Origin of the sequence: Clostridium bowmanii, assembly GCF_018861315.1 — a bacterium.
Classification (GTDB): domain Bacteria; phylum Bacillota; class Clostridia; order Clostridiales; family Clostridiaceae; genus Clostridium_AD; species Clostridium_AD bowmanii.
Genome location: NZ_JAHLDL010000008.1, coordinates 55,190 through 75,139, shown reverse-complemented (window position 1 = coordinate 75,139; position 19,950 = coordinate 55,190). Strand labels below are relative to the sequence as shown.

Sequence of the window (19,950 nt, the reverse complement as noted above, 5' to 3'; positions counted from 1 at the left end):
TGTTGTATAGACAATAAATAAGTCATTTGTGAATTTGTGGGTTAATTGTGATATAATTAAAAGGTAACTATATAGGCTACGATGAATTTTGCATAAAGAGGAGTGATGAAATGCAAAAGGAAAAGAATATTAAAGTTGGAGTAGGTTTTGCCACTGGAAGAAAGAGCTTTAAAAAGGTTCTAAGGACATATATACATACTTGGTATGAATCCGGTTTGATGCAAAAGGAGGGTGTCAGTTTAAATCTTTTTGTAGCATATGATACAAATTATAATAAAACTAAAATAACAGATTTCACAAATGTAAATCCAGAACTATTGAAACAGATTGATATTAGTGAATTTATTGGAAATAGCAATATAAGAGAAGAAATTGACTATTTAATCAGTGAAAATGTAATAGATATTAACGAAGCTCTTTTGATATTTGGTAAGGGTTATGCAGCTAAGCGGAATACTGTGCTATATTACGCAATAAAGAATAAGATGGATTATCTAGTCTTTCTAGACGATGATGAATATCCTATGGCAGTTACTAGTACCAGGGATACTGTAATTTGGGGAGGTCAGCAGGTTTTATCAAAGCACCTTAAATATATTGAGAATGCGGATATAACCCATGGACACCATTGTGGATACATTTCACCTATTCCGTATATGGAATTTAATGATAAGATGAATGAAGGGGATTTCCAAAAGTTTATTGAGGCTATCAGCAATGATATAGTCAATTGGAATACCTTGAAAAAAGTCATGAAAAATGGTGGGGTAACCTATGCTGATACAAAGATTTTGACAAGTGATGAGGCAACAGAGGTAGAGGAAATAAACCATTCCAAATTCATCTCAGGGGCTAATCTTTGTATTAATCTTACTAATCCTAGTCGTATTTTCCCGTTTTACAATCCACCAGGAGCTAGAGGCGAGGATACTTTTTTAGCTACTTGTTTAAGTGATAGAAAAGTTATGAAGGTGCCTTGCTATACATTTCATGATGGGTTTTCTACTTATAATTACCTCTTAGAGGGAGTTCTACCAATACGACTTAAGTTTATTAAAGCAGATACAGAGCAGATTACCACTCGCTTTTACAAGGCGTGTATAGGGTGGATCCGTTACAAGCCACTATTCATATATATAACACAGCGGCCTGTTTATGAGGAAAAGATTAAAGAGATGAGACAACAACTAAGGGAAGTATTGCCTAAAGTTTGTGAATATTTTGGGAAACCTGAGTTTAGTAAGATTTTAAATGAATTAGATAAATATGATAAAAATGTGGAAAAACATTATGCTGAGTTTAAGGAAACACAAAGAGTTTGGGCGAAAATTATGGAATATTATTCTAAAAATTAATAAAGCATAAAAGTTAATAATTTTTTAGTTATTATTATAAGTTATTTAATAAGTGCTGATTTTAGAAATTAAGGGAGAACTCGTAGTACGCTATGAAAGTTCTTCCTTATTTTTTAATTAAAAGATTTTATTGACAAAAGATTTATGAAAAAATTTTAAAATTATTAACTCCTAACATTTGTATTTCAACTACACTTGGTAAAATGCTAGTGGTTTTAATATTTAACAGGTAAAAAATAGTAAAAATTTATGATTTGTTAACATATGGTGAATTTAAAATAATGATATATTATAAATATTGTGATAAAATATTAATGTGTTTGAATTGAGAGGGGATAATCATGGATATTATAAAAAAGATATTAAAAGATTGGATATTACCTATAGTAGCAGCCATTATAATAGCGTTTATCATAAATAAGGTTATTTTCTTTAATGTGTCTGTTCCAACTGGGTCCATGCTACCAACCATTAACCTAGGAGATAAGATTTTAGTAACAAGGGTTCATAACAAAAATAATCTTGGGCATGGGGATGTAGTAGTATTTCATTCTGATGAGTTGGATGAAGATTTGATAAAGAGGCTTATTGGGCTACCAAATGATGAAGTAGAAATAAAAGAAGATGGGTCAGTGTATGTAAATAAGGTTAAAATAGATGAGAGTTACGTTAAATACCCAGGTGGCAAAACAGGTACATTTAAAGTGCCAGAAGATAGTTACTTTTTTATGGGCGACAATAGAATAAATTCTCTAGACGCAAGATATTGGGAAAAACCTTATATACCTAAGAAGGATATAATGGGCAAAGCAAGAATTAGAATTAGTCCTTTTAGTACATTTGGAAAATTAAAATAAGAAAATAGCAGAGCATGAATGAAAGTTCGTATATCTGCTATTTTTATTTTTTGATAATATTGCAGGGTGTACCGATGCTCAAAATAGATCTGTATTAGAATTATGGATTTATCTCTTTGCTACAAAAGTAGATAAAACAACAATTTAATGTTATAATTAAGTATAGAACAAAATATGTTATTTAAGAAATAATAAAGGAAAAATGTAAGTTAAGAGCCTTTATGGCTCTTAACTGTTTTGTAGGTGAAAGTAAAGCTGATTTAGTAGATTAAGCTATTATTTAGATTAATCTACTTTAATACATTAAATCACATTAAGTGGCTTAATCCACACTAAGCCACTTAGTGTAAAATATAAATGGAGGGAAACTAATATGGAATTAAATAAATTAATTGACGCTATGAAAGAGGATATTGTTAAGTCTACTCAAGAGGTTATAAGAATTAAGAGTATAGAAAGTGAACCAAAACCAGGAATGCCTTTTGGTGAGGGTGTAGCTAAAACATTAGAATGTGCTTTAAATACTGCGAAAAAATTAGGCTTTCATACAGTTAACCTAGACGGTTATGTTGGATATGCAGAATATGGACAAGGTGAAGATTATGTTTTGGCCTTAGGTCACTTAGATGTAGTTCCTGAAGGAGAAGGTTGGATTTACCCACCTTATGCTGCAGAAATTCATGACGGAAAAATGTATGGACGTGGAACTACAGATGATAAAGGACCAATAATGGCAACACTTTATGGATTGAAAGCAATTAAAGATGCAAAACTACCAGTTTCTAAAAGAATTAGGGTTTTATTTGGTACTAATGAAGAAACAGGAAGCAAGGAACTTGACTATTATTTAGAAAGAGAAAAAGCACCAGTTGCTGGTTTTACACCAGATGCAGAATATCCAATAATTAATGGTGAAAAAGGTATAACTATTTTCAACATTGTAAAAGATTTTAAAAATAAAAATCAGAGTGAAAACAAAATAAAGTACTTTAAGGGTGGCCAAGTAGCTAACATAGTACCTGATTATTGCGAAGCTGGGATTGTGGCTAAAGATGCAAAAAATATTATTAATGCAGTGGATACTTTTGCGAAAACTAAGGATTATAAGCTTTCAGCAGAAGTTAAAGAGGGTATTGTAGTAATTAAATCTGTAGGTGAAGCAGCTCACGGAAGTACACCAGAACTTGGAGTAAATGCCATAATGCAATTATTCGCTTTCCTTGGAACTGTGGATTTTGGAACAAATGATGTGTCAGAAGTTATAGAATTTTTAAATAAAAATATAGGTTTAGAAACACACGGAGAGTCTTTTGGAGTTTGTCTTGAAGATGAGGATTCAGGAAAAATGTCGTTTAATGTTGGAGTTGTTAATATGGATGAAAATTCAGTTACAATGACTTTAAATTTAAGATATCCTGTAACAAATAAACTAGAAGACATGATGAATCCATTTAATAGTAAAATAGAAGGAACTGGGATAAAAGTAGAGAAATTTGAGCATCAAGCACCATTATACTTTTCACCAGATAGTCCAATTATTAAAACACTTCAAAAAGTTTACACTGAGCAAACTGGAGAAGAAGCTAAGTTATTATCTATAGGTGGAGGAACTTATGCTAAAGAAATGCCTAATACTGTAGCATTTGGACCAATGTTCGCAGGAGAACCCGATACTATTCATAAAAAGAATGAATATATTACAATTGATAATTTAATTAAAAATGCTAAAATATATGCTCATGCATTATATGAATTAGCAAAATAAGAAGTAAATAACTTTTAGATATGTATCTTATTTTATAAGTGAAATATTTAAGTTGAAATTGAATAATTTTTAGGCCTATATTTTATAAAATAAGATATAGGCCTAAATATTTTTAAAGGATTAAATTTAAAAAAAATTACAAAAGAACAATTTGTAATTAATTTATACAAAAGCGATAGAATTAAAACCAATATAGATGTATAATTGAATATTATACTATTAATTATTCATAGATTATTTTATGAATAAGTTAAACACCATAAAAAAAATATTAAATATTTAGCGAGGGATAATTATGAAAATTAAAGAGATTAAAATGGGAAAAATTAATACCCCTTTAATACAACCATACAGAGTAGGAAAGAGATTCCTTACATATTCTGATGAAATAGTTATAAAAATGATTACAGATACTGGGGAAGTAGGATTTGGTAGTGCTGCGCCAACACCTTCTATAACTGGTGAAACACCGAATTCAATTATTGGCGCAATAAATTATATTAAACCTGATATTTTAGGTCTAGACATTGATAATCTTGAAGAAATTATGAAAGTAATTCATAATTCTATTCATGCAAATAATAGTGCGAAAGCTGCTATTGATATTGCTATATATGATTTGCTTTGCAAGAAATATGGAATTCCACTTTATAAATTTTTGGGTGGATATAAAACGTCATTGACTACAGATCTTACAATATCAAATGATACGGTGGAAAATATGGTTGAAAAATCTTTAGAAGCTATAATGGCTGGCTATCTTTGCTTGAAAGTAAAAATTGGTAATGACCCAAACCTTGATATAGAGAGAGTAAAAGCAGTGAGGAAAGCAGTAAGGCGGGGAATAAAAATAAGGGTGGATGCTAATCAAGGTTGGAGACCAAAGGAAGCTGTAAGCATTATTAGAAAATTCGAAGACATGGGCCTGGATATTGAGTTTGTTGAGCAACCGGTTAATGCTTGGGATATAGATGGACTAAAATATGTTACAGACAATGTTGATACAAAGATTCTTGCAGATGAAGCAGTATTTGGTCCATCAGATGCATTTAAGATAATTGAAAGAAGAGCAGCAGATCTTATAAGCATAAAACTTATGAAGTGTGGTGGCATAAATAATGCAATAAAAATGTATAACATGGCAGAAAATATGGGTATAAGATGTATGATGGGATGCATGCTAGAAAGTAGAATGGGCATAACTGCAGCTGCTAGTTTTGCAGCATCAAAATCTAATTTGATTAAAGCAGACCTAGATACTATGTTGTTATTTGAGAAAGATTCAATAATTGGTGGAGCATCTGTGATAGGAAACACAATAAGTATGAATGATTCTCCAGGTCTTGGTATTTCAGATATCATTGGGTGGAATGAAATTTTATAAATATAAGAAGTTATACACATAAAAATACACAAGACTAGGATACTATCTTGGTGTTTATTTAAAGATAAAGTGTATTAAAAAATATAGTGAGGTAAGTGGGGTAATAGTTTTGAAAAATAATGAATATGATATGGATGCTAATCTATTACAAGTGGAATTAAAAAAACAGCTAGAGTTCAATATAGAACAAGAAAAACTAAAGGTTGATGTTGAAATAATTAGCGAAGAAATTTTAAAATATATTGAAAAAAGGAAGGAAATCACTAAATATATTTTAGAATATAGGAAAAAAGTAATTGAAGACTACAGAGATGATGAAGATATGGTAATTGAGTATTTTGATCATGAGATATATGTAAAGGAAGAAGCTTTCAGAACTATTGATAGAAGGCTTAAGGAGTTAACGGAGCTTAAAAGTTCCCCTTATTTTGGAAGAATTGATTTTTCAGAAGAAGATATTGGAATAAATAAGATGTATATCGGAAGATTTGGAGTTACCCCAGAAGATGTTTATGAACCATTAATAGTAGATTGGAGGGCTCCAATTGCATCCTTATTTTATACGGGAGCACTAGGTGAGGCTTTTTATGATGCTCCTAAAGAAAAGATATTGGTAAACATTTTAGCAAAGAGACAATATATTATAAAAAAAGAAAAACTTATGGGTATGTTTGACTCAGCGCTAGATATAAAAGATGAGATACTTCAAATGGTGCTTAGCAGTAATGCTTCAGAAAAATTGAAAGATATAATAATGACTATACAAAAGGAACAAGACGATTTAATAAGACAACCAAGAACTAAAACAATAGTAGTAGATGGAGTTGCAGGCAGTGGGAAAACTACTATCGCTCTTCATAGGGTAGCATACTTACTTTATAATTACAGAAAAATACTTCAAGATAAGGTTCTAATATTGGGTCCTAACAATGTATTTATGGAATATATATCTACCGTACTCCCAAGCCTTGGAGAATCAGGAGTTAAACAAACAACTTTTAGAGACTTTGCTTTTGATTTATTAGAGATAGATGAAGTAATGAGTTTAAAAGAATATATGGAAAAGGTTCTTAGTGGAGAAGAGGAGTTTACAGAAGATATTAGGTATAAGAATTCTACGCAGTATAAGGACTTTCTAGATAAAGCGGTTGAAAAATTAGATGCTGATTATTTTAAAATAGAAGATTTAATGTTTATGAATGGTTTAATTCTATCCAGAGAAGACATAATGGAAATGTTTTATAATTATTATAAAACTATGCCTTTATTTAGAAGAAGTAAGAAAATTAAAAGAATTATTTATTCTAAGATAAGAGATGTTAGAGACGAAAAAGTTAGATTTATACAAAAGGAATATGAAAAAACCGTAGCTGCATTATCAGAGGAAGAGAAGAGCTTTAAAGTAAATGATTTAGAATTTAATAGGAAGCTTAATATACGAGAAGTTATTAAAGAAGTTATAAAGTTAAAAAGAAATCTTACATGGCTCGAAAATGGAAATTGTGTTGATTTATACAATAAAATCAATGGATATAAGACATTAACAGAAAATGATTTAGGTGGTATTTTATATTTTAAAATTAAGCTTGAAGGAATAAAAATGTCTGAGGAAATAAAACATGTAGTAATAGATGAAGCACAAGATTATAATCTTCTTCAGTTCTTAGTAATTAAGGAATTAACAAGGTGTTCATCCTTTACTATAGTTGGAGACAGTAATCAAAGAATTATTCCATATGAAGGCATACTCCCTATGCACGATTTGAAAAATATACTTCCACAATGTAATGTTCAGGAGTTTAAACTAAATACAAGTTATAGATCTACTGTGGAAATTATGGAATATGCTAATAAATATTTGAGTACAGAGCCTATTGTTCCCATAGTAAGAAATGGTGAAACAGTAACGGAACAATTAATTGATAATGTGGATGAAGTTAAAAGCTATATGGTACAAAAAATTGCAGATTTTAAAACTAAAACTTATGAAAATATTGCAATTATTTGCAAGGACATAAAAGAAACAGAGAAAATCTACAAATTAATTAATGATAGTGCTAATGTTAAGATTTTAAATAAAGAAACCGCAGTTTATCATAGTGGAGTCGTAGTGATACCATCATACTTTGCTAAGGGTCTTGAGTTTGATGCTGTTATTATGGTGCTAGATCAGCCCAGTGCTACAACAGATAGTAAGCATACTCATTATAAGCAAGAGGATAAGCTTAGGTATGTTATGGCAACAAGAGCATTACACGAACTTCATGTTGTTAAAAAAAGGTTGATCTAAATTGGACTAAGGGTTTTTTCTTATATTATGCTATAACTAAAAGTATAGATTGCTAGAATGCATTCGCGTCGCCAAGAAATTCTAAATTTCTAAGGCTTGCTCAAATGCATTCCACGCAATCTATACTTTTGTTAGCATAATATAAGAAAAAAGAGTAAGTTCAAAATAGACAGTGGGAGGGAAATAGGTTATAAGAATGTAAAGTGACTTTATGAAGTTGCATATGAAAAATATGAATAGCACGTTCACCATCTAAGTATTTTTCAGCAACCTTTAATTTAAGAGTTATGAATTGTAAAATAAGGCATAAAGAAGTCCAAGTAACTAATCCTACCCAATGTGGCCATGCGTTACTAGTTAAATCTGTTGTTAGAGTCGAGGCTGTGGACCCGATGGTTATACCAACTACATAATCAAAAAAAGTAAGTTGACTAACTTGCTGCTTGCCAAGAATTCTAGTAAATATCAATAAGGTAAAAAATCCGATTATGCCTCTCACTAGTACTATTAGACCCTCATTCATAGGAACACCTTCCTTCAATAATATTATCCCCATATTTATGATTTGTATTAATTTTAGAAATTCAAATAAAATAGTTCAATAAGTTGTTAAGTGTCCCCAGCGCTACAAGTCAATTAATTGTTAACCGTCCCTGGTTCAAACCAAGAGGTCTAGCTAATAAACTTGCCACTTGCCACGCTGGTGTCACCGGATATATAATAAGGGAGAATCTATAAAAAAACAAAAGGATGATAAAGATGGATTTAATAAAAATTGTTGTGAATGTTCAGAAGATTTCTGAAGCAATAGCAAGTGTTATAAGAGTAGATGTGACTGTTGTAGATAATAATTACAATAGGATAGCAGGCACTGGAAGGTATAGAAATTGTATTGGAGAAAAAGTGAATGAAGAATCTGCTTTTGGTTTTGCATTAACGCAGGGGGAAAGCTTTATTATTGAAAACCCTAGGAAACATTTTGCTTGTTTAAAGTGTGAGAATGTCCAAAATTGTGAGGAGTTTGCAGAGGTTTGTTGTCCGATTCATGTAGGCAATGAAACGGTTGGAGTTATAGGACTTATTGCTTTTGAAGAAGAGCAGCGTGATGCTATTATAAATAATAAAGAGAACCTTATGAAATTTTTAAATAGAATGGCAGATCTGATATCATCAAAGCTAACGGAAGAAGAAAATACAGAACAAATAAAGCTTTTGGCAAGTGAACTTGAGATAGTTCTTGATGCTGTAGATAGAGGAATTATAGCAGCGGATCATGCAGGAAATATCCTTCATTACAACACCAAAGCATTAGAGCTATTTAATCTTAATGGAAACCAAATTTTAGATACTAATATAAAAAATCTTATTGGCAGTTTAGATTTTAATATTCTTATTGAAAAGCATAAAAACTTAAGCAATAAAGAATTTACGTATAAGGGTAGTAATTATCATTTTAGAGGGGTTTTTGATGCAAAGCCTATTAGTATAGGTGACAAAAGCTTTGGCATAGTATGTGCTTTTAGTAATATTTCTGATTTGTTAAAAACAGTAAATAGTATGACTACAGGTACTATGGTTACTTCTTTTGATAGCATTATAGGTAGTAGTTACTGCTTAGAACAGGTTAAAGAAGAAGCAAAAAAAGCTTCGAAATCTACTTCGACAGTACTTATTCAAGGAGAAAGTGGAACGGGAAAAGAACTATTTGCTAGGGCTGTTCACTTTAATAGCAATAGAGCAAAGGGACCTTTTATTGCCATAAATTGCGCTGCTATTCCAGAGCAACTTCTAGAAAGTGAGTTTTTTGGATATGAAGATGGCGCGTTTACAGGAGCAAGAAGAGGTGGTAAGGCAGGGAAATTTGAATTAGCTAATAAGGGAACAATATTTTTGGATGAAATTGGAGATATGCCAATTCATCTTCAAACTAAACTTTTAAGGGTAGCACAGGAGTACACTATTGAGAAGATTGGTGGAAAAGAAGCTATTCCTATAGATGTAAGAATTATTGCAGCTACTAATAAAGATTTAGAAAAAAAAGTGTTAGAAGGAGAGTTTAGACAGGATTTGTTTTATAGATTAAATGTAATTCCTCTTAATATACCCCCACTTAGAGATAGAAAAGAAGATATAGTAGTTCTAATGGATTATCTTTTAGATAAATGTAATGCTAAGCTAGAAAAGCATATAAACAAAATAGAGGATAATGTCTTAGAAGTTTTTATGAATTATCAATGGCCAGGCAATGTACGTGAACTTGAAAATACTATAGAATATGCTGTAAATATGTGTGGTAGTTCTGTTATAAGATGCAATGACCTACCAAAAAGATTGAATGGTTTAGAAAATATGGTAGTTAGTCATGAAAATGTAGGTATTATGTCTATTAAGGAATTAGAGAAAAAAGAAATACAAAAGGCACTAGAACATTTTGGACATAGCAAACAAGCAATTACAAAGGCTGCCCAGGCTTTAGAATTAAGTAGAGCAACATTATATAGAAAGATAAAGGAATATGAAATTAAACAGTATCAAAATGAGAATTAAATCTCATTTTGATACTGTTTTTCATTGTTTTCTATCATTTTGAGAAAATGAGTATTTGAATGACTATTATCCGCCCAATTCTATTGGCATGAATATTGCTTTAAAGTATAGTAGACATCTAAAAAACATTCATAACAACTACATATATTTTTGATATATTGATTTTGTTCCAATGCATATTGCTATAGCAGGGTAGGTAGCTTCAAAAATAACTGCTAAGTAGGTAGTATGTTTTATTTAAAATGAATTAGGATAATTTATAGAGGGAGTGATCTTATGAAATTAAGAAATCTTATAGTTAAAACATTGAGGGAAGAAGTTGTTCCTGCCATGGGATGTACAGAGCCAGTAGCTGTTGCTCTTGCCTGTGCAAAGGCTAAAGAATTAATGACTTATAATTATATAGAAAGTGCAGAAGTATTTGTTAGTGCCAACATTTACAAAAATGGATTGTCTGTTGGTATTCCCAATACTCAGGAAGTTGGGCTTTATATTGCAGCAGCACTTGGTTTTATTGGTGGAGAAAGTGAAAAGGATTTGAGAGTACTGGAAGGAATTAATGAAATGCAAGTTCAACTTGCAAAAGAACTTTTAAATAGTGGAAAATTATCATTAGATATTAAAGATACTACAGATAAGATTTATGTGGAGGTAAATCTTGTGACGGATAAGGGCAATTGTAGAGTAATTATAAGCGGTAAACATAATAGATTTGTTTATATAGAAAGTCTAGGAAAAGTTTTTTTAGATATAAGAAAAGACGATAAAACCAGCAATACGGTGAAAAATATTTTATATAGCTTAAAGATAAGAGAAATTATAAGCGAAATTGAGAAGATTCCTCATGAAGACATTGCTTTTATGTTAGATGGAGTAATAATGAATGAAGCAATAGCTAAGGTTGGACTAGAGAGCAAAATGGGCATGGGAGTTGGCTTTGGTCTTAAGAAAAGTATAGAGCAAGGGTTTCTGTCTGAGGACTTAATGACCTCTTCAATGATGTTAACAGCATCTGCCAGCGATGCGAGAATGTCAGGAATAAATTTATCTGTTATGAGCAGTAACGGAAGTGGAAACAATGGACTTACAGCAATTTTGCCTATTGTAGCATATAAGAATAAATTTAATGTGAGTGATGAAAAACTTGCTAAAGCAGTGGCAATAAGTCATATTATGAACAGCTATATAAAACATTATATTGGAAGGCTATCAGCACTTTGTGCCTGTGGTGTTGCAGCTGGCACTGGAGCAGGAATAGCTATAGCATGGCTTATGGGTGCTAGTTATGATCAAATAGATGGAGTTATAGTTAATACCATTGCAAACACTAGTGGTATGATATGTGATGGTGCTAAGGAAGGCTGTGCATTAAAGCTTTCAACATCTGCATCAGTTGCAGTACAATCCGCAGTTTTGGCTATAAATGATTGTATTGTACCAGCAAGAAATGGCATTGTAGCAGAAACCGCAGAAGACACAATTATGAATTTAGGAATTTTATCTTCAGAGGGAATGAATGTTGCTGATACTGTTATATTAAAGACTATGAAGAGAATGCAAAAGAATCATAAGAGCATGGTAATAAAGGAAAGTTCAAAAGAATATTTAAATAAAATAGGCATAATTGCATAAAATTAAATTTTATAAATATAATGTAAGTAGCTATTATATTCCCGATTTTGTATAAAAAAAGATAAAAAAATTTATTAAAAAACATAATTTACTATTGAAATTTATTTTAACTCTGATATAATGAAATTAATAAATAGTAATTAAACGTATTCAAATTTTATATAAATCTATATTTCTGGGATATTCGTCAAGCTCTTATTTTCAACCTACAATATTTATACGGGAGTTCAAGATCTAGGTGCATATTAGGCCTATAAGCCCAATATTTAATTGGCAAGGACTGCTAAACATCTCTGAGGACACCCACCTATCATAAAGATAGGTGTAAAAATTAGGGCAACGGTACCTTGGATTATAAATTTTAAAATTTTGATTCGTTTAGGAAAGAGATAGAAATATCTCTTTTTTTTATTTTTATAAAATAATTAAAAGTGAGTATTAGTTAATAACTTAACTCAATCAGATGCAGATGGATGCAGATGCACAAATGAGTGCGATTGAGTGCGATTGAGTGGGGACGGTTAATAACTAATTAAACTTTAAACTAAAAAAATTAACTTAATTTGTTGGGAACGGATAACAATTATTTATGCTTTCCTTTTTTATGGTATAATTATAATTGTTTTAAATTAATAAGGCTCTTTCAAAAAATAGAATAATGATTAATTGCATTTTGAAAATGCCTAATATAGAGGTGTATTTTTATGAAAGAAGATAAAGTTCTTCAAATGATAGATAGTAACCCAATTATTATAAAAAACATTGAAAATCCTAGCGATGAAATGAAACTTAGGGCTATAAAAAAAGATGGTATAATGATACGTTATATAAAAAATCCTACAAAAGAAATGCAGGACATGGCAATAAAAAGCAATTCTATGGCCATTGAGTTTATAGAAAACCCAACTTATGATATGAAAAAATATGTTGTGTCAAAGCTTTGGAATACTTTAGATTTTATCGAAAATCCTTCAGAAGAATTGATAAAAGTGGGCATTGAGCAAAAGGGGTACGCAATAAAATATGCGAAAAGCCCTAGCGCCCTATTACAAAAATTAGCTATAGAAAAAGATTATGACTCTATAAGATTTATAGACAACCCAATTGAGGAAATACAACTTCTAGCTATAGAAAAAAATTATGAGACCTTAAGATATATAGAAAATGCAACAGTAAATGCAGAAATATTGGCTATTACTGAAAATGAAGGTGCTATAAAGTTCATTTCAGATTTGGATGAAGCTAAGAAAATATTGTTTTTAAAGCATAATGCTTTAGTAATGAAATATTTTATTAATGATCTATCAATAGATGCTGTTGAGATGGCTTTTAAAGAAGTATTATCTAAAGAAGATGTACCAGATAAATATGTTAGAGATTTTATAAATTGTGAAAGCATAAGTGAAAAACATGGGAATATATCGGTGGACAAAACCATTTTTATTTATAAATATGGTAGTAAACAATGTAAAAGAATAGCAGTGGACGAAAAGCTGAAGATGGTATAAGAGGAGATAAATTATGAATTTTAAGGATACTTTGCTAAGTGTAGAACTTGTTATAGAAACGGATGAAGTCCCAATAGTTGTAGGAGAAAGTGGAATAGGAAAAACTGCTCTAGCTAAAGAACTGGCAGAAAAGAGAGGCTGGAGCTTAGTTGTTATAGATGGTAACCTTCTAAAAGAAGGGGAAATAGGTGGTCTTCCAACTGTTGAGGACTATAGTTTTAAGAATGATAGAGGTATGGTTGTTAGTAAAAAAAGTACTGTTTATGCTATTCACACAAAGCTACAGGAAATAGATAACTTGATACGGGATGGTAAAGAAGTGTTTTTATTTATTGATGAAATAAATCGCTGTGAGCATACTGTGCAACAAGAACTTATGAATCTTATACTAAATAGAGATATAAATGGATATGAGCTTAGTGATAAAGTGAAAATCTTAGCTGCAATGAACCCTTCTAGTAAATACGGAGATGATGTTGATTATCAAGTAGTTGATATGGACTCAGCACAGGAAAATAGATTTGTTTGGCTTGATATGGAAAGTGATTCTAAAGCTTGGCTGAGCTGGGCTATTGAAAATAACTTGGAGCAAAAGGTTATAGAATTTATATCTACTTTCCCAGAATACTTACAGAACACGTTAAAGGATGAGCAAATAAGAGCGACCCCTAGAAGCTTTGAAAGAGTATCTAAAACCTATAAAATATATAAAAAAGGTGAAAATAAGATTCCTAAAAGAATACTTTTGAATATTATAAAAGGAAATTTAGGGGATAGAATTGCACATGAGTTTATGGCTTTTACAGAGGAGAATAATGAACCACTAATTTCTTATGAAGAGGTATTTGCACATTCAAAGTTATCACAAGAAGTTATTTCAAAAGTAAAAAAAGAAAGCCACACCAGATTATATTTAATTGCTAAGAATATTTTACATACTTTAAATAGAAAAGAAATTTTGAATAGTGATATAGAAAGATTTGTAGAATTTTTAAAAATATATCCTGTTGATCTAGGTATAGGAATTATGCAGGATATTAAGGAAAGTTATTCTAGTGTCTATAAGTTATGTTTAGAAAATGAAGCTTTCATTGAAATGTATTTTAAGGCTTATAATGAAATAAAAGGCTAGGTGATAGTATGGGAAAAATATTTGAAAGCCTTAAAAGCTCGCTTTATGACGAGATTTCTAATGTGAAAATTGATGAAAACATGCCAAAGAATTTTAATGAAGATTTTTTGAAGCTTGTTACCATGGTTAATTTTATGCTTATAGAAGATAATGAAAACTTTTATGGATATTTTCTTCTGCAAATGTCTAGAGAGATAAAATATGATATAAGCTCGCCTACAGCTGTAAATTTTAAACTATCTAAATATGTAATTTACTTCAATCCCTATATTTTTTTAAATCTTACAGGAGACCAAATGAAAAGCACTATTAAACATGAAATTTATCACATATTATCATTTCATTTAAACCGTGCAAGGGTGCTTAAAGTAAAATATAGTACCTTGGCTATTAATTTGGCAATGGATATAGTGGTGAATCAACATCTAAAGGAACTTCCACATTTTGCTACAACTTTAGATAGTATAAATTTTAAGTATAGTTTAAATATGGAGCCTTATATGGCCATGGAGTATTATACTGATAAAATTCAAATGGCTCTAAATTTATTAGAGGAAAAAGATGAGAGTCAGCAAGATGATTCTAAGGATTCTCACATAGAAAAAGAATATGATGCTTCTAAAACTCATGACATGTGGGAAGAATCCACAGAAATGGACGAGGATACACTCAAAAATTTTACCGAAAAATTTGTAAGACTATCTGATAAAGGTGCAGTTCCTCTTTATTTGGAGGGCATGCTTAAGGGACTTTCAGGTAAAAAAGCTGAAATTCCTTGGAATATGTATCTGAAAAAAATGATGGGAACATTAGAAGGTGACAGAAAAAAGACTATTACAAGAAGAAGTAGACGTCAACCTAATAGATTAGATTTAAGGGGAGAACTTAGAGGGCATACAGCTAGGATTACCCTGGCTATAGATATAAGTGGTAGCATAAGTGATGAGGAATTTCATGGAGCAATAAAAGAAGTTTTTAATATTGTAAAAACTTATAAACATGAAATAACATTGCTTGAATGCGATACAGAAATAAGACAAGCATACAAGGTGAAATCCGTAAGTAGTGTACGTGAACGTTCTATTGCAGGTGGAGGTACAAAGTTTACTCCGGTTTTTGATTATGTAAATAATACTGATACAAACATATTAATATATTTTACAGATGGAAAGGGTGAAGTAAACCTAGGGGTAACTCCTAAAGGCTATAAAACACTGTGGGTTATATCAGGAAGTGGAGATAAACTTTCATTAAGTGAACCTTTTGGTACAGTAAAAAAACTAAAACCTGTAGAAATAAAAGAAGATACTGAGGATAGGCTAGATGTAATGGTAGATGGTTTTTCCGGGAATAATCACGAACCAATTTACTAACAGGCAAAGTATAAACTTTCTCCTGCGTGCCTTGCAACAGAACTTGAAACTGGAAATTTGATTAAGAAATTTCAATAGTTTCTGCGCTTCTTATTGCAAGTCACTGCGTAGAAAGTTCATACTTGATATAGGTGTAGAAGAAAAGAAATAAAACCAGCATCCTTTTAGGAGAATGGTTTTATTTCTTATTATACTTAAGCTTTCTTAGCTTTTTTTAAATCGTCAAAAGTATGTTTTAAAATTATTAATGCAAATACAAGTGTTATAGCATTGGCGAGTGCTACAGATGCTTGTCTTGTATAAATTCCATATACAAGCCATAAGAAAACTCCTATGGTAAACATAAGGTACATGCTAAAGGAAATTCCAGAAGTGTTTTTAGTTTTTATTACTTTAATTGCTTGTGGTAAAAAGGATAGTGTTGTAAATGCTGCGGCCATAAAGCCAATTGTTGTAATCATTGTTTTCCCCCTAAAAAGATAAAAATTTATTTATAGTTTCAGTATAACAGTTTAAAAAACATATTTGTTCAAATCTTATTATAAAGTTATCAATTTGAATTAAAAGTTTATTATGTTTTTATTGTTTCTGAAGAAATAAAACCTATAATTTAAATATTCTAAATTACATAGGTGCTAAGATTATCCCCTTGTTTAATTGTATTTCCTTAGAAGTGAAGACATTTGTAAATCCAGTGGAAATATTTAAAGCACTATTTTATGATCAAAGTCATTTTAGTAGGGCTTTCAAAGCAATAGTGGGGGTTTCACCAAGGGTGTATAGAAATTGCAATTATGCATAAGTAATGATCCACTGCAAATGGTGTTATCGTTTGTTGCCTCGAAAGAGAAAAATGTAATAGCTTTATTCTAATAGAAAAGTTATAATTAAAGTGTTCATGGGGTAAAATTAAATCATGAATAATCGAATAAGTTAGAGGCGGATAAATATATATGAAAAATTTAAAGATGATATTAGCATATGATGGAAGTAGATATAAAGGATGGCAAAAGCAACAGGATAATGACTTAACGGTGCAAGGTAAAATTCAAAGTGTATTATCTAAAATGGCAAGTGAAGATATTGAGGTTGAAGGCTGCGCGCGAACTGATGTAGGGGTACATGCTGAAAATTATACTGCAAACTTTCATATTAATTCTGATTTAAGTATTGACGCAATTTTGGATTATCTTTATGAATTTTTACCAGAAGATATAACAGTGAAATCTATGGTGGAAGCAAGTGAAAGATTTCATGCTGGATTTAACATAAAATCAATTACTTATGTGTATAAGATTAATATTAATGAGTTTAGAAATGTATTTAATAGAAAATATGTGTATCACAGTGAGGCTAATCTAAATTTGGAAGAAATGAGAATTGCAGCGGAAATTTTAGTTGGGTGTCATGACTTTCAAGGGTTTGCTACTGTAACAGATAATAATAATAAATCCACTACTAAAACTATTAATTACATAAACATAACAGATAAAAATGGAATGGTTGAGATAGAGATTAATGCTGATGATTTCTTATGGAATATGGTAAGGATTATTATAGCTAGCCTTTTAGATATAGGGGAAGGTAAGCTTGAGGTAGAGGATATAGAGACATTGTTAACTGAAAAAACAGAGTCAAAATATACTTTAATGGCTAAATCAAAGGGGTTATCATTGAGAAATGTTGAATATTAAGAATAAATAAGTGTAGAATATCTCCTGCATGCCTTGCAATCACGAACTAAAAACTAGAAATTCCATTAAGAAATTCTAATCTTTTGATCACATAAAATTCTCTATCCTCTGGGTAGTTCTCTGGGGAACATAACAATTATTAATTGTTATGCGTTCACACTCGGCGTCCTGCCTCGGGTTCACTAGCCTGACATCCTGTCAGGCTTACGAGAATTTTATATTCTCAAAAGAAAAATTTCTAAATGCAATTTCAATAGTTTCTTCGCTTCGTGTCGCAAGTCACTCCGGAGAAATTTAAAACTCAGTATTTTGCTATTATTTTAAGCAGTCCAATAGATATTACGTTATGGGGTGTATATGAGGAATTTATCTACAATTAAAAATAAAATTAGTAGTTCTTAGCGAAGTGAATGCATTAATCGTATTACAATACGCGTAATATATCCTTTTTTTCTTTTCTATTTAACTATTACTAGCTCATATTCGTCAGTACCGATGCCAATAGCTTTTGCATGGTCTAGTCCGACTTTCCAATTTGTATCAGGATGTATATGAGAAAATTTATCTTGTCCTTCATGATAATGTCTATCAGAAAGCTCCGTCGAATTTAATGCAGTTGCATTGTTAACCATATCAACGCAGGCCTTATCTAATGCTACTGGATCAAAGGAAGCAGCCATACCTATATCTGGAACAATTGCCACATCGTTTTCTGGTGAACAATCACAATTAGGGGAAACATTCATAATAAAGCTAATATGAAAATTTGGTTTGTCTTTAATAACAGCATAAGTATATTCTGCAATTTTTTCATTAGCACTATCAGCAGATTCATTCCATTTTATTGTTGCTGAGTCAAAACGACATACTGCAACGCATTGGCCACAGCCTATACACTTATCATAATCTATGGTTGCTTTTTTGTTTTCATCAAAAGTTATTGCCTCGTGTAGACAATTCTTAATACACATTCCACAACTTACACAGTTCTTTGATTTCATAAAAGGCTTAGAGGCAGAATGCATTTCAAGTTTTCCACCAACAGAACCGGAGCCCATACCTAAGTTCTTTAATGCTCCACCAAAGCCTGTCATTTCATGGCCTTTAAAATGTGTCATAGAAATAATTATATCTGAATCTGCAATGGCTGAACCAATTTTAGCAGTCTTGCAATGTTTTTGGTTGATGGGAATTTCCCTATAATCTCCACCCTTTAAACCATCTGCTATTATTAAGTTACATCCAACAGAAATGGGATTAAAACCATTTTCCATAGCAGCTTCAATATGGTCTATTGCATTATGTCTTCTTCCAGAGTATAAGGTGTTTGAATCTGTAAGGAAAGGTTTACCACCAAGTTCTTTAATAAGTTTGACAATACTCGCAGCATAGTTTGGTCTTATGTAGGAAAGATTTCCTGGCTCTCCAAAATGAATTTTTACAGCTACAAATTTATCTTTGAAGTCAATATTTTTAATTCCAGCCTCTACCACAAGTTTTTGAAGCTTATCTAATAGATTACACCCTGGCTTTGTTCTTAAGTTTGTAAAATATACTTTTGATTTGTTCATTAACTTACCTCCTGAAATTTATGAATTTTTAGTAAATAGACTATATCCATTTAGGATAGTTGGCAGTAAACATATTTCTATTATTATATCATATTTTGATAAAGTCTTCCAATTATAGCACTCTCAAATTTAGGTATATTCTGAGTGAAGAGAAATAGAAAAAACCATATTAAATGAAAAATATTGATCAGAATATAAACACCAGTAATAATATTAAGAATAATGTTAGATTGTTTTAATTGAAGTTCACTTGCATTTTTCATTCTAATGTATATATATAACAATAAAACGGCTGGAAGCACAATTTTTAATATAAAACTAGTGGATGGGCTTTGTATTGCTTTTACCATTAAGAAGTTTGCCTCCGCAAATAAGCCTGTAGAAAGAAGTAAAACAGTGAATAATATATCTGTTACATTCAGCAGATATAATATTAAAAGCTTATATTTTATATTTTCATATGTATAGGTTTTTATAAAAAGCATCAATGTAAACACCTCCATTGAAAGGTTAGTATATATAGTGAAAGTATGAATATAATATTCTATGCTATGAAAGTTTATTTTTATGTGCCTAGTGTTCGCATATAAAAAATAAATATACGCAATCTAAAGGTGAGTAGTGAGAAAGAGGGGAACAATATTTTAAAAGGTGATGATTTGATGCAAGAGTATTCTATAACTAGCGAGATAATAGGTATTTCAGAAAGTAATGGGAGGGGTCAAGCATAACTATGAAATATATCAATGCTAAGTTTAAATGCAGGGAGTGAAATAAATTATTTAAGGTAGGATTTCAGGAAATTAGAGATTGGATAAGGAAAAATTCTAAGGCAATAAAAC

Annotated in this window: 15 protein-coding genes, 1 other RNA gene and 1 pseudogene; 13 read left to right on the top strand and 4 right to left on the bottom strand. The window is 30.8% G+C overall.

Annotated elements, in window-relative coordinates; all coding sequences use genetic code 11:
- Window positions 1–110 precede the first annotated feature (110 nt).
- The 5 genes from KPL51_RS07305 to KPL51_RS07285 all read left to right on the top strand — a co-directional run bounded on the left by KPL51_RS07305 (window position 111) and on the right by KPL51_RS07285 (window position 7,651).
- Complete coding sequence (locus KPL51_RS07305) at window positions 111–1,355, top strand: hypothetical protein (protein WP_216158977.1); 1,245 nt, start codon at window positions 111–113, stop codon at window positions 1,353–1,355.
- A gap of 341 nt (window positions 1,356–1,696) precedes the next feature.
- Window positions 1,697–2,212, top strand: coding sequence for a signal peptidase I (lepB, locus tag KPL51_RS07300; RefSeq protein ID WP_216158975.1), 516 nt, complete (start codon window positions 1,697–1,699; stop codon window positions 2,210–2,212).
- A gap of 373 nt (window positions 2,213–2,585) precedes the next feature.
- On the top strand, window positions 2,586–3,977 hold the full coding sequence (gene pepV, locus KPL51_RS07295) for a dipeptidase PepV (protein ID WP_216158973.1): 1,392 nt from the start codon (window positions 2,586–2,588) through the stop codon (window positions 3,975–3,977).
- Between the two features lie 295 nt (window positions 3,978–4,272).
- Window positions 4,273–5,361 (top strand): dipeptide epimerase, encoded by a 1,089-nt coding sequence (locus KPL51_RS07290; protein ID WP_216158971.1) that lies wholly within the window; start codon window positions 4,273–4,275, stop codon window positions 5,359–5,361.
- 130 nt (window positions 5,362–5,491) lie between these two features.
- Window positions 5,492–7,651 carry a HelD family protein gene (locus KPL51_RS07285; protein WP_216159109.1) on the top strand — a complete coding sequence of 720 codons (2,160 nt, stop codon included), beginning with the start codon at window positions 5,492–5,494 and terminating at the stop codon, window positions 7,649–7,651.
- A 199-nt stretch (window positions 7,652–7,850) separates the two neighbouring features.
- Here the strand turns inward: KPL51_RS07285 and KPL51_RS07280 are convergent.
- A pseudogene (locus tag KPL51_RS07280) lies at window positions 7,851–8,174 on the bottom strand (DUF421 domain-containing protein); the annotation flags it as partial.
- A gap of 236 nt (window positions 8,175–8,410) precedes the next feature.
- On the opposite strand from KPL51_RS07280, the gene KPL51_RS23980 reads away from it, so the two are divergent.
- The 6 genes from KPL51_RS23980 (at window position 8,411) to KPL51_RS07250 (ending at window position 15,843) form a co-directional block, all read left to right on the top strand.
- Window positions 8,411–10,198 carry a sigma-54-dependent Fis family transcriptional regulator gene (locus KPL51_RS23980; protein ID WP_216158969.1) on the top strand — a complete coding sequence of 596 codons (1,788 nt, stop codon included), beginning with the start codon at window positions 8,411–8,413 and terminating at the stop codon, window positions 10,196–10,198.
- 276 nt (window positions 10,199–10,474) lie between these two features.
- A complete protein-coding gene (locus KPL51_RS07270; RefSeq protein WP_216158967.1) occupies window positions 10,475–11,830 on the top strand; it encodes an L-cysteine desulfidase family protein in 1,356 nt (451 codons plus the stop codon).
- A 169-nt stretch (window positions 11,831–11,999) separates the two neighbouring features.
- Window positions 12,000–12,188, top strand: a non-coding RNA gene (gene ssrS / locus KPL51_RS07265) — 6S RNA.
- A 346-nt stretch (window positions 12,189–12,534) separates the two neighbouring features.
- Window positions 12,535–13,338 carry a hypothetical protein gene (locus tag KPL51_RS07260; RefSeq protein WP_216158965.1) on the top strand — a complete coding sequence of 268 codons (804 nt, stop codon included), beginning with the start codon at window positions 12,535–12,537 and terminating at the stop codon, window positions 13,336–13,338.
- Between the two features lie 13 nt (window positions 13,339–13,351).
- Window positions 13,352–14,470, top strand: a complete 1,119-nt coding sequence (locus KPL51_RS07255) for an ATP-binding protein (RefSeq protein WP_216158963.1) — start codon at window positions 13,352–13,354, stop codon at window positions 14,468–14,470.
- An 8-nt stretch (window positions 14,471–14,478) separates the two neighbouring features.
- Window positions 14,479–15,843 carry a vWA domain-containing protein gene (locus KPL51_RS07250; protein WP_216158961.1) on the top strand — a complete coding sequence of 455 codons (1,365 nt, stop codon included), beginning with the start codon at window positions 14,479–14,481 and terminating at the stop codon, window positions 15,841–15,843.
- A gap of 194 nt (window positions 15,844–16,037) precedes the next feature.
- On the opposite strand, the gene KPL51_RS07245 is transcribed toward KPL51_RS07250, so the two are convergent.
- Window positions 16,038–16,304 carry an SWEET family sugar transporter gene (locus KPL51_RS07245; RefSeq protein ID WP_216158958.1) on the bottom strand — a complete coding sequence of 89 codons (267 nt, stop codon included), beginning with the start codon at window positions 16,302–16,304 and terminating at the stop codon, window positions 16,038–16,040.
- A 212-nt stretch (window positions 16,305–16,516) separates the two neighbouring features.
- Here KPL51_RS07245 and KPL51_RS24470 point away from each other — a divergent pair, with 212 nt between their 5' ends.
- Window positions 16,517–16,645, top strand: a complete 129-nt coding sequence (locus tag KPL51_RS24470) for an AraC family transcriptional regulator (protein ID WP_376770078.1) — start codon at window positions 16,517–16,519, stop codon at window positions 16,643–16,645.
- Window positions 16,646–16,796: 151 nt separating this feature from the next.
- A complete protein-coding gene (gene truA, locus KPL51_RS07235) occupies window positions 16,797–17,537 on the top strand; it encodes a tRNA pseudouridine(38-40) synthase TruA (protein ID WP_216158954.1) in 741 nt (246 codons plus the stop codon).
- 458 nt (window positions 17,538–17,995) lie between these two features.
- Here truA and KPL51_RS07230 read toward each other — a convergent pair whose 3' ends face one another.
- Both KPL51_RS07230 and KPL51_RS07225 read right to left on the bottom strand, forming a co-directional pair.
- A complete protein-coding gene (locus KPL51_RS07230; RefSeq protein WP_216158952.1) occupies window positions 17,996–19,108 on the bottom strand; it encodes a DUF362 domain-containing protein in 1,113 nt (370 codons plus the stop codon).
- A gap of 83 nt (window positions 19,109–19,191) precedes the next feature.
- Window positions 19,192–19,593 (bottom strand): DUF5658 family protein, encoded by a 402-nt coding sequence (locus KPL51_RS07225; protein WP_224853951.1) that lies wholly within the window; start codon window positions 19,591–19,593, stop codon window positions 19,192–19,194.
- Window positions 19,594–19,950: the final 357 nt, after the last annotated feature.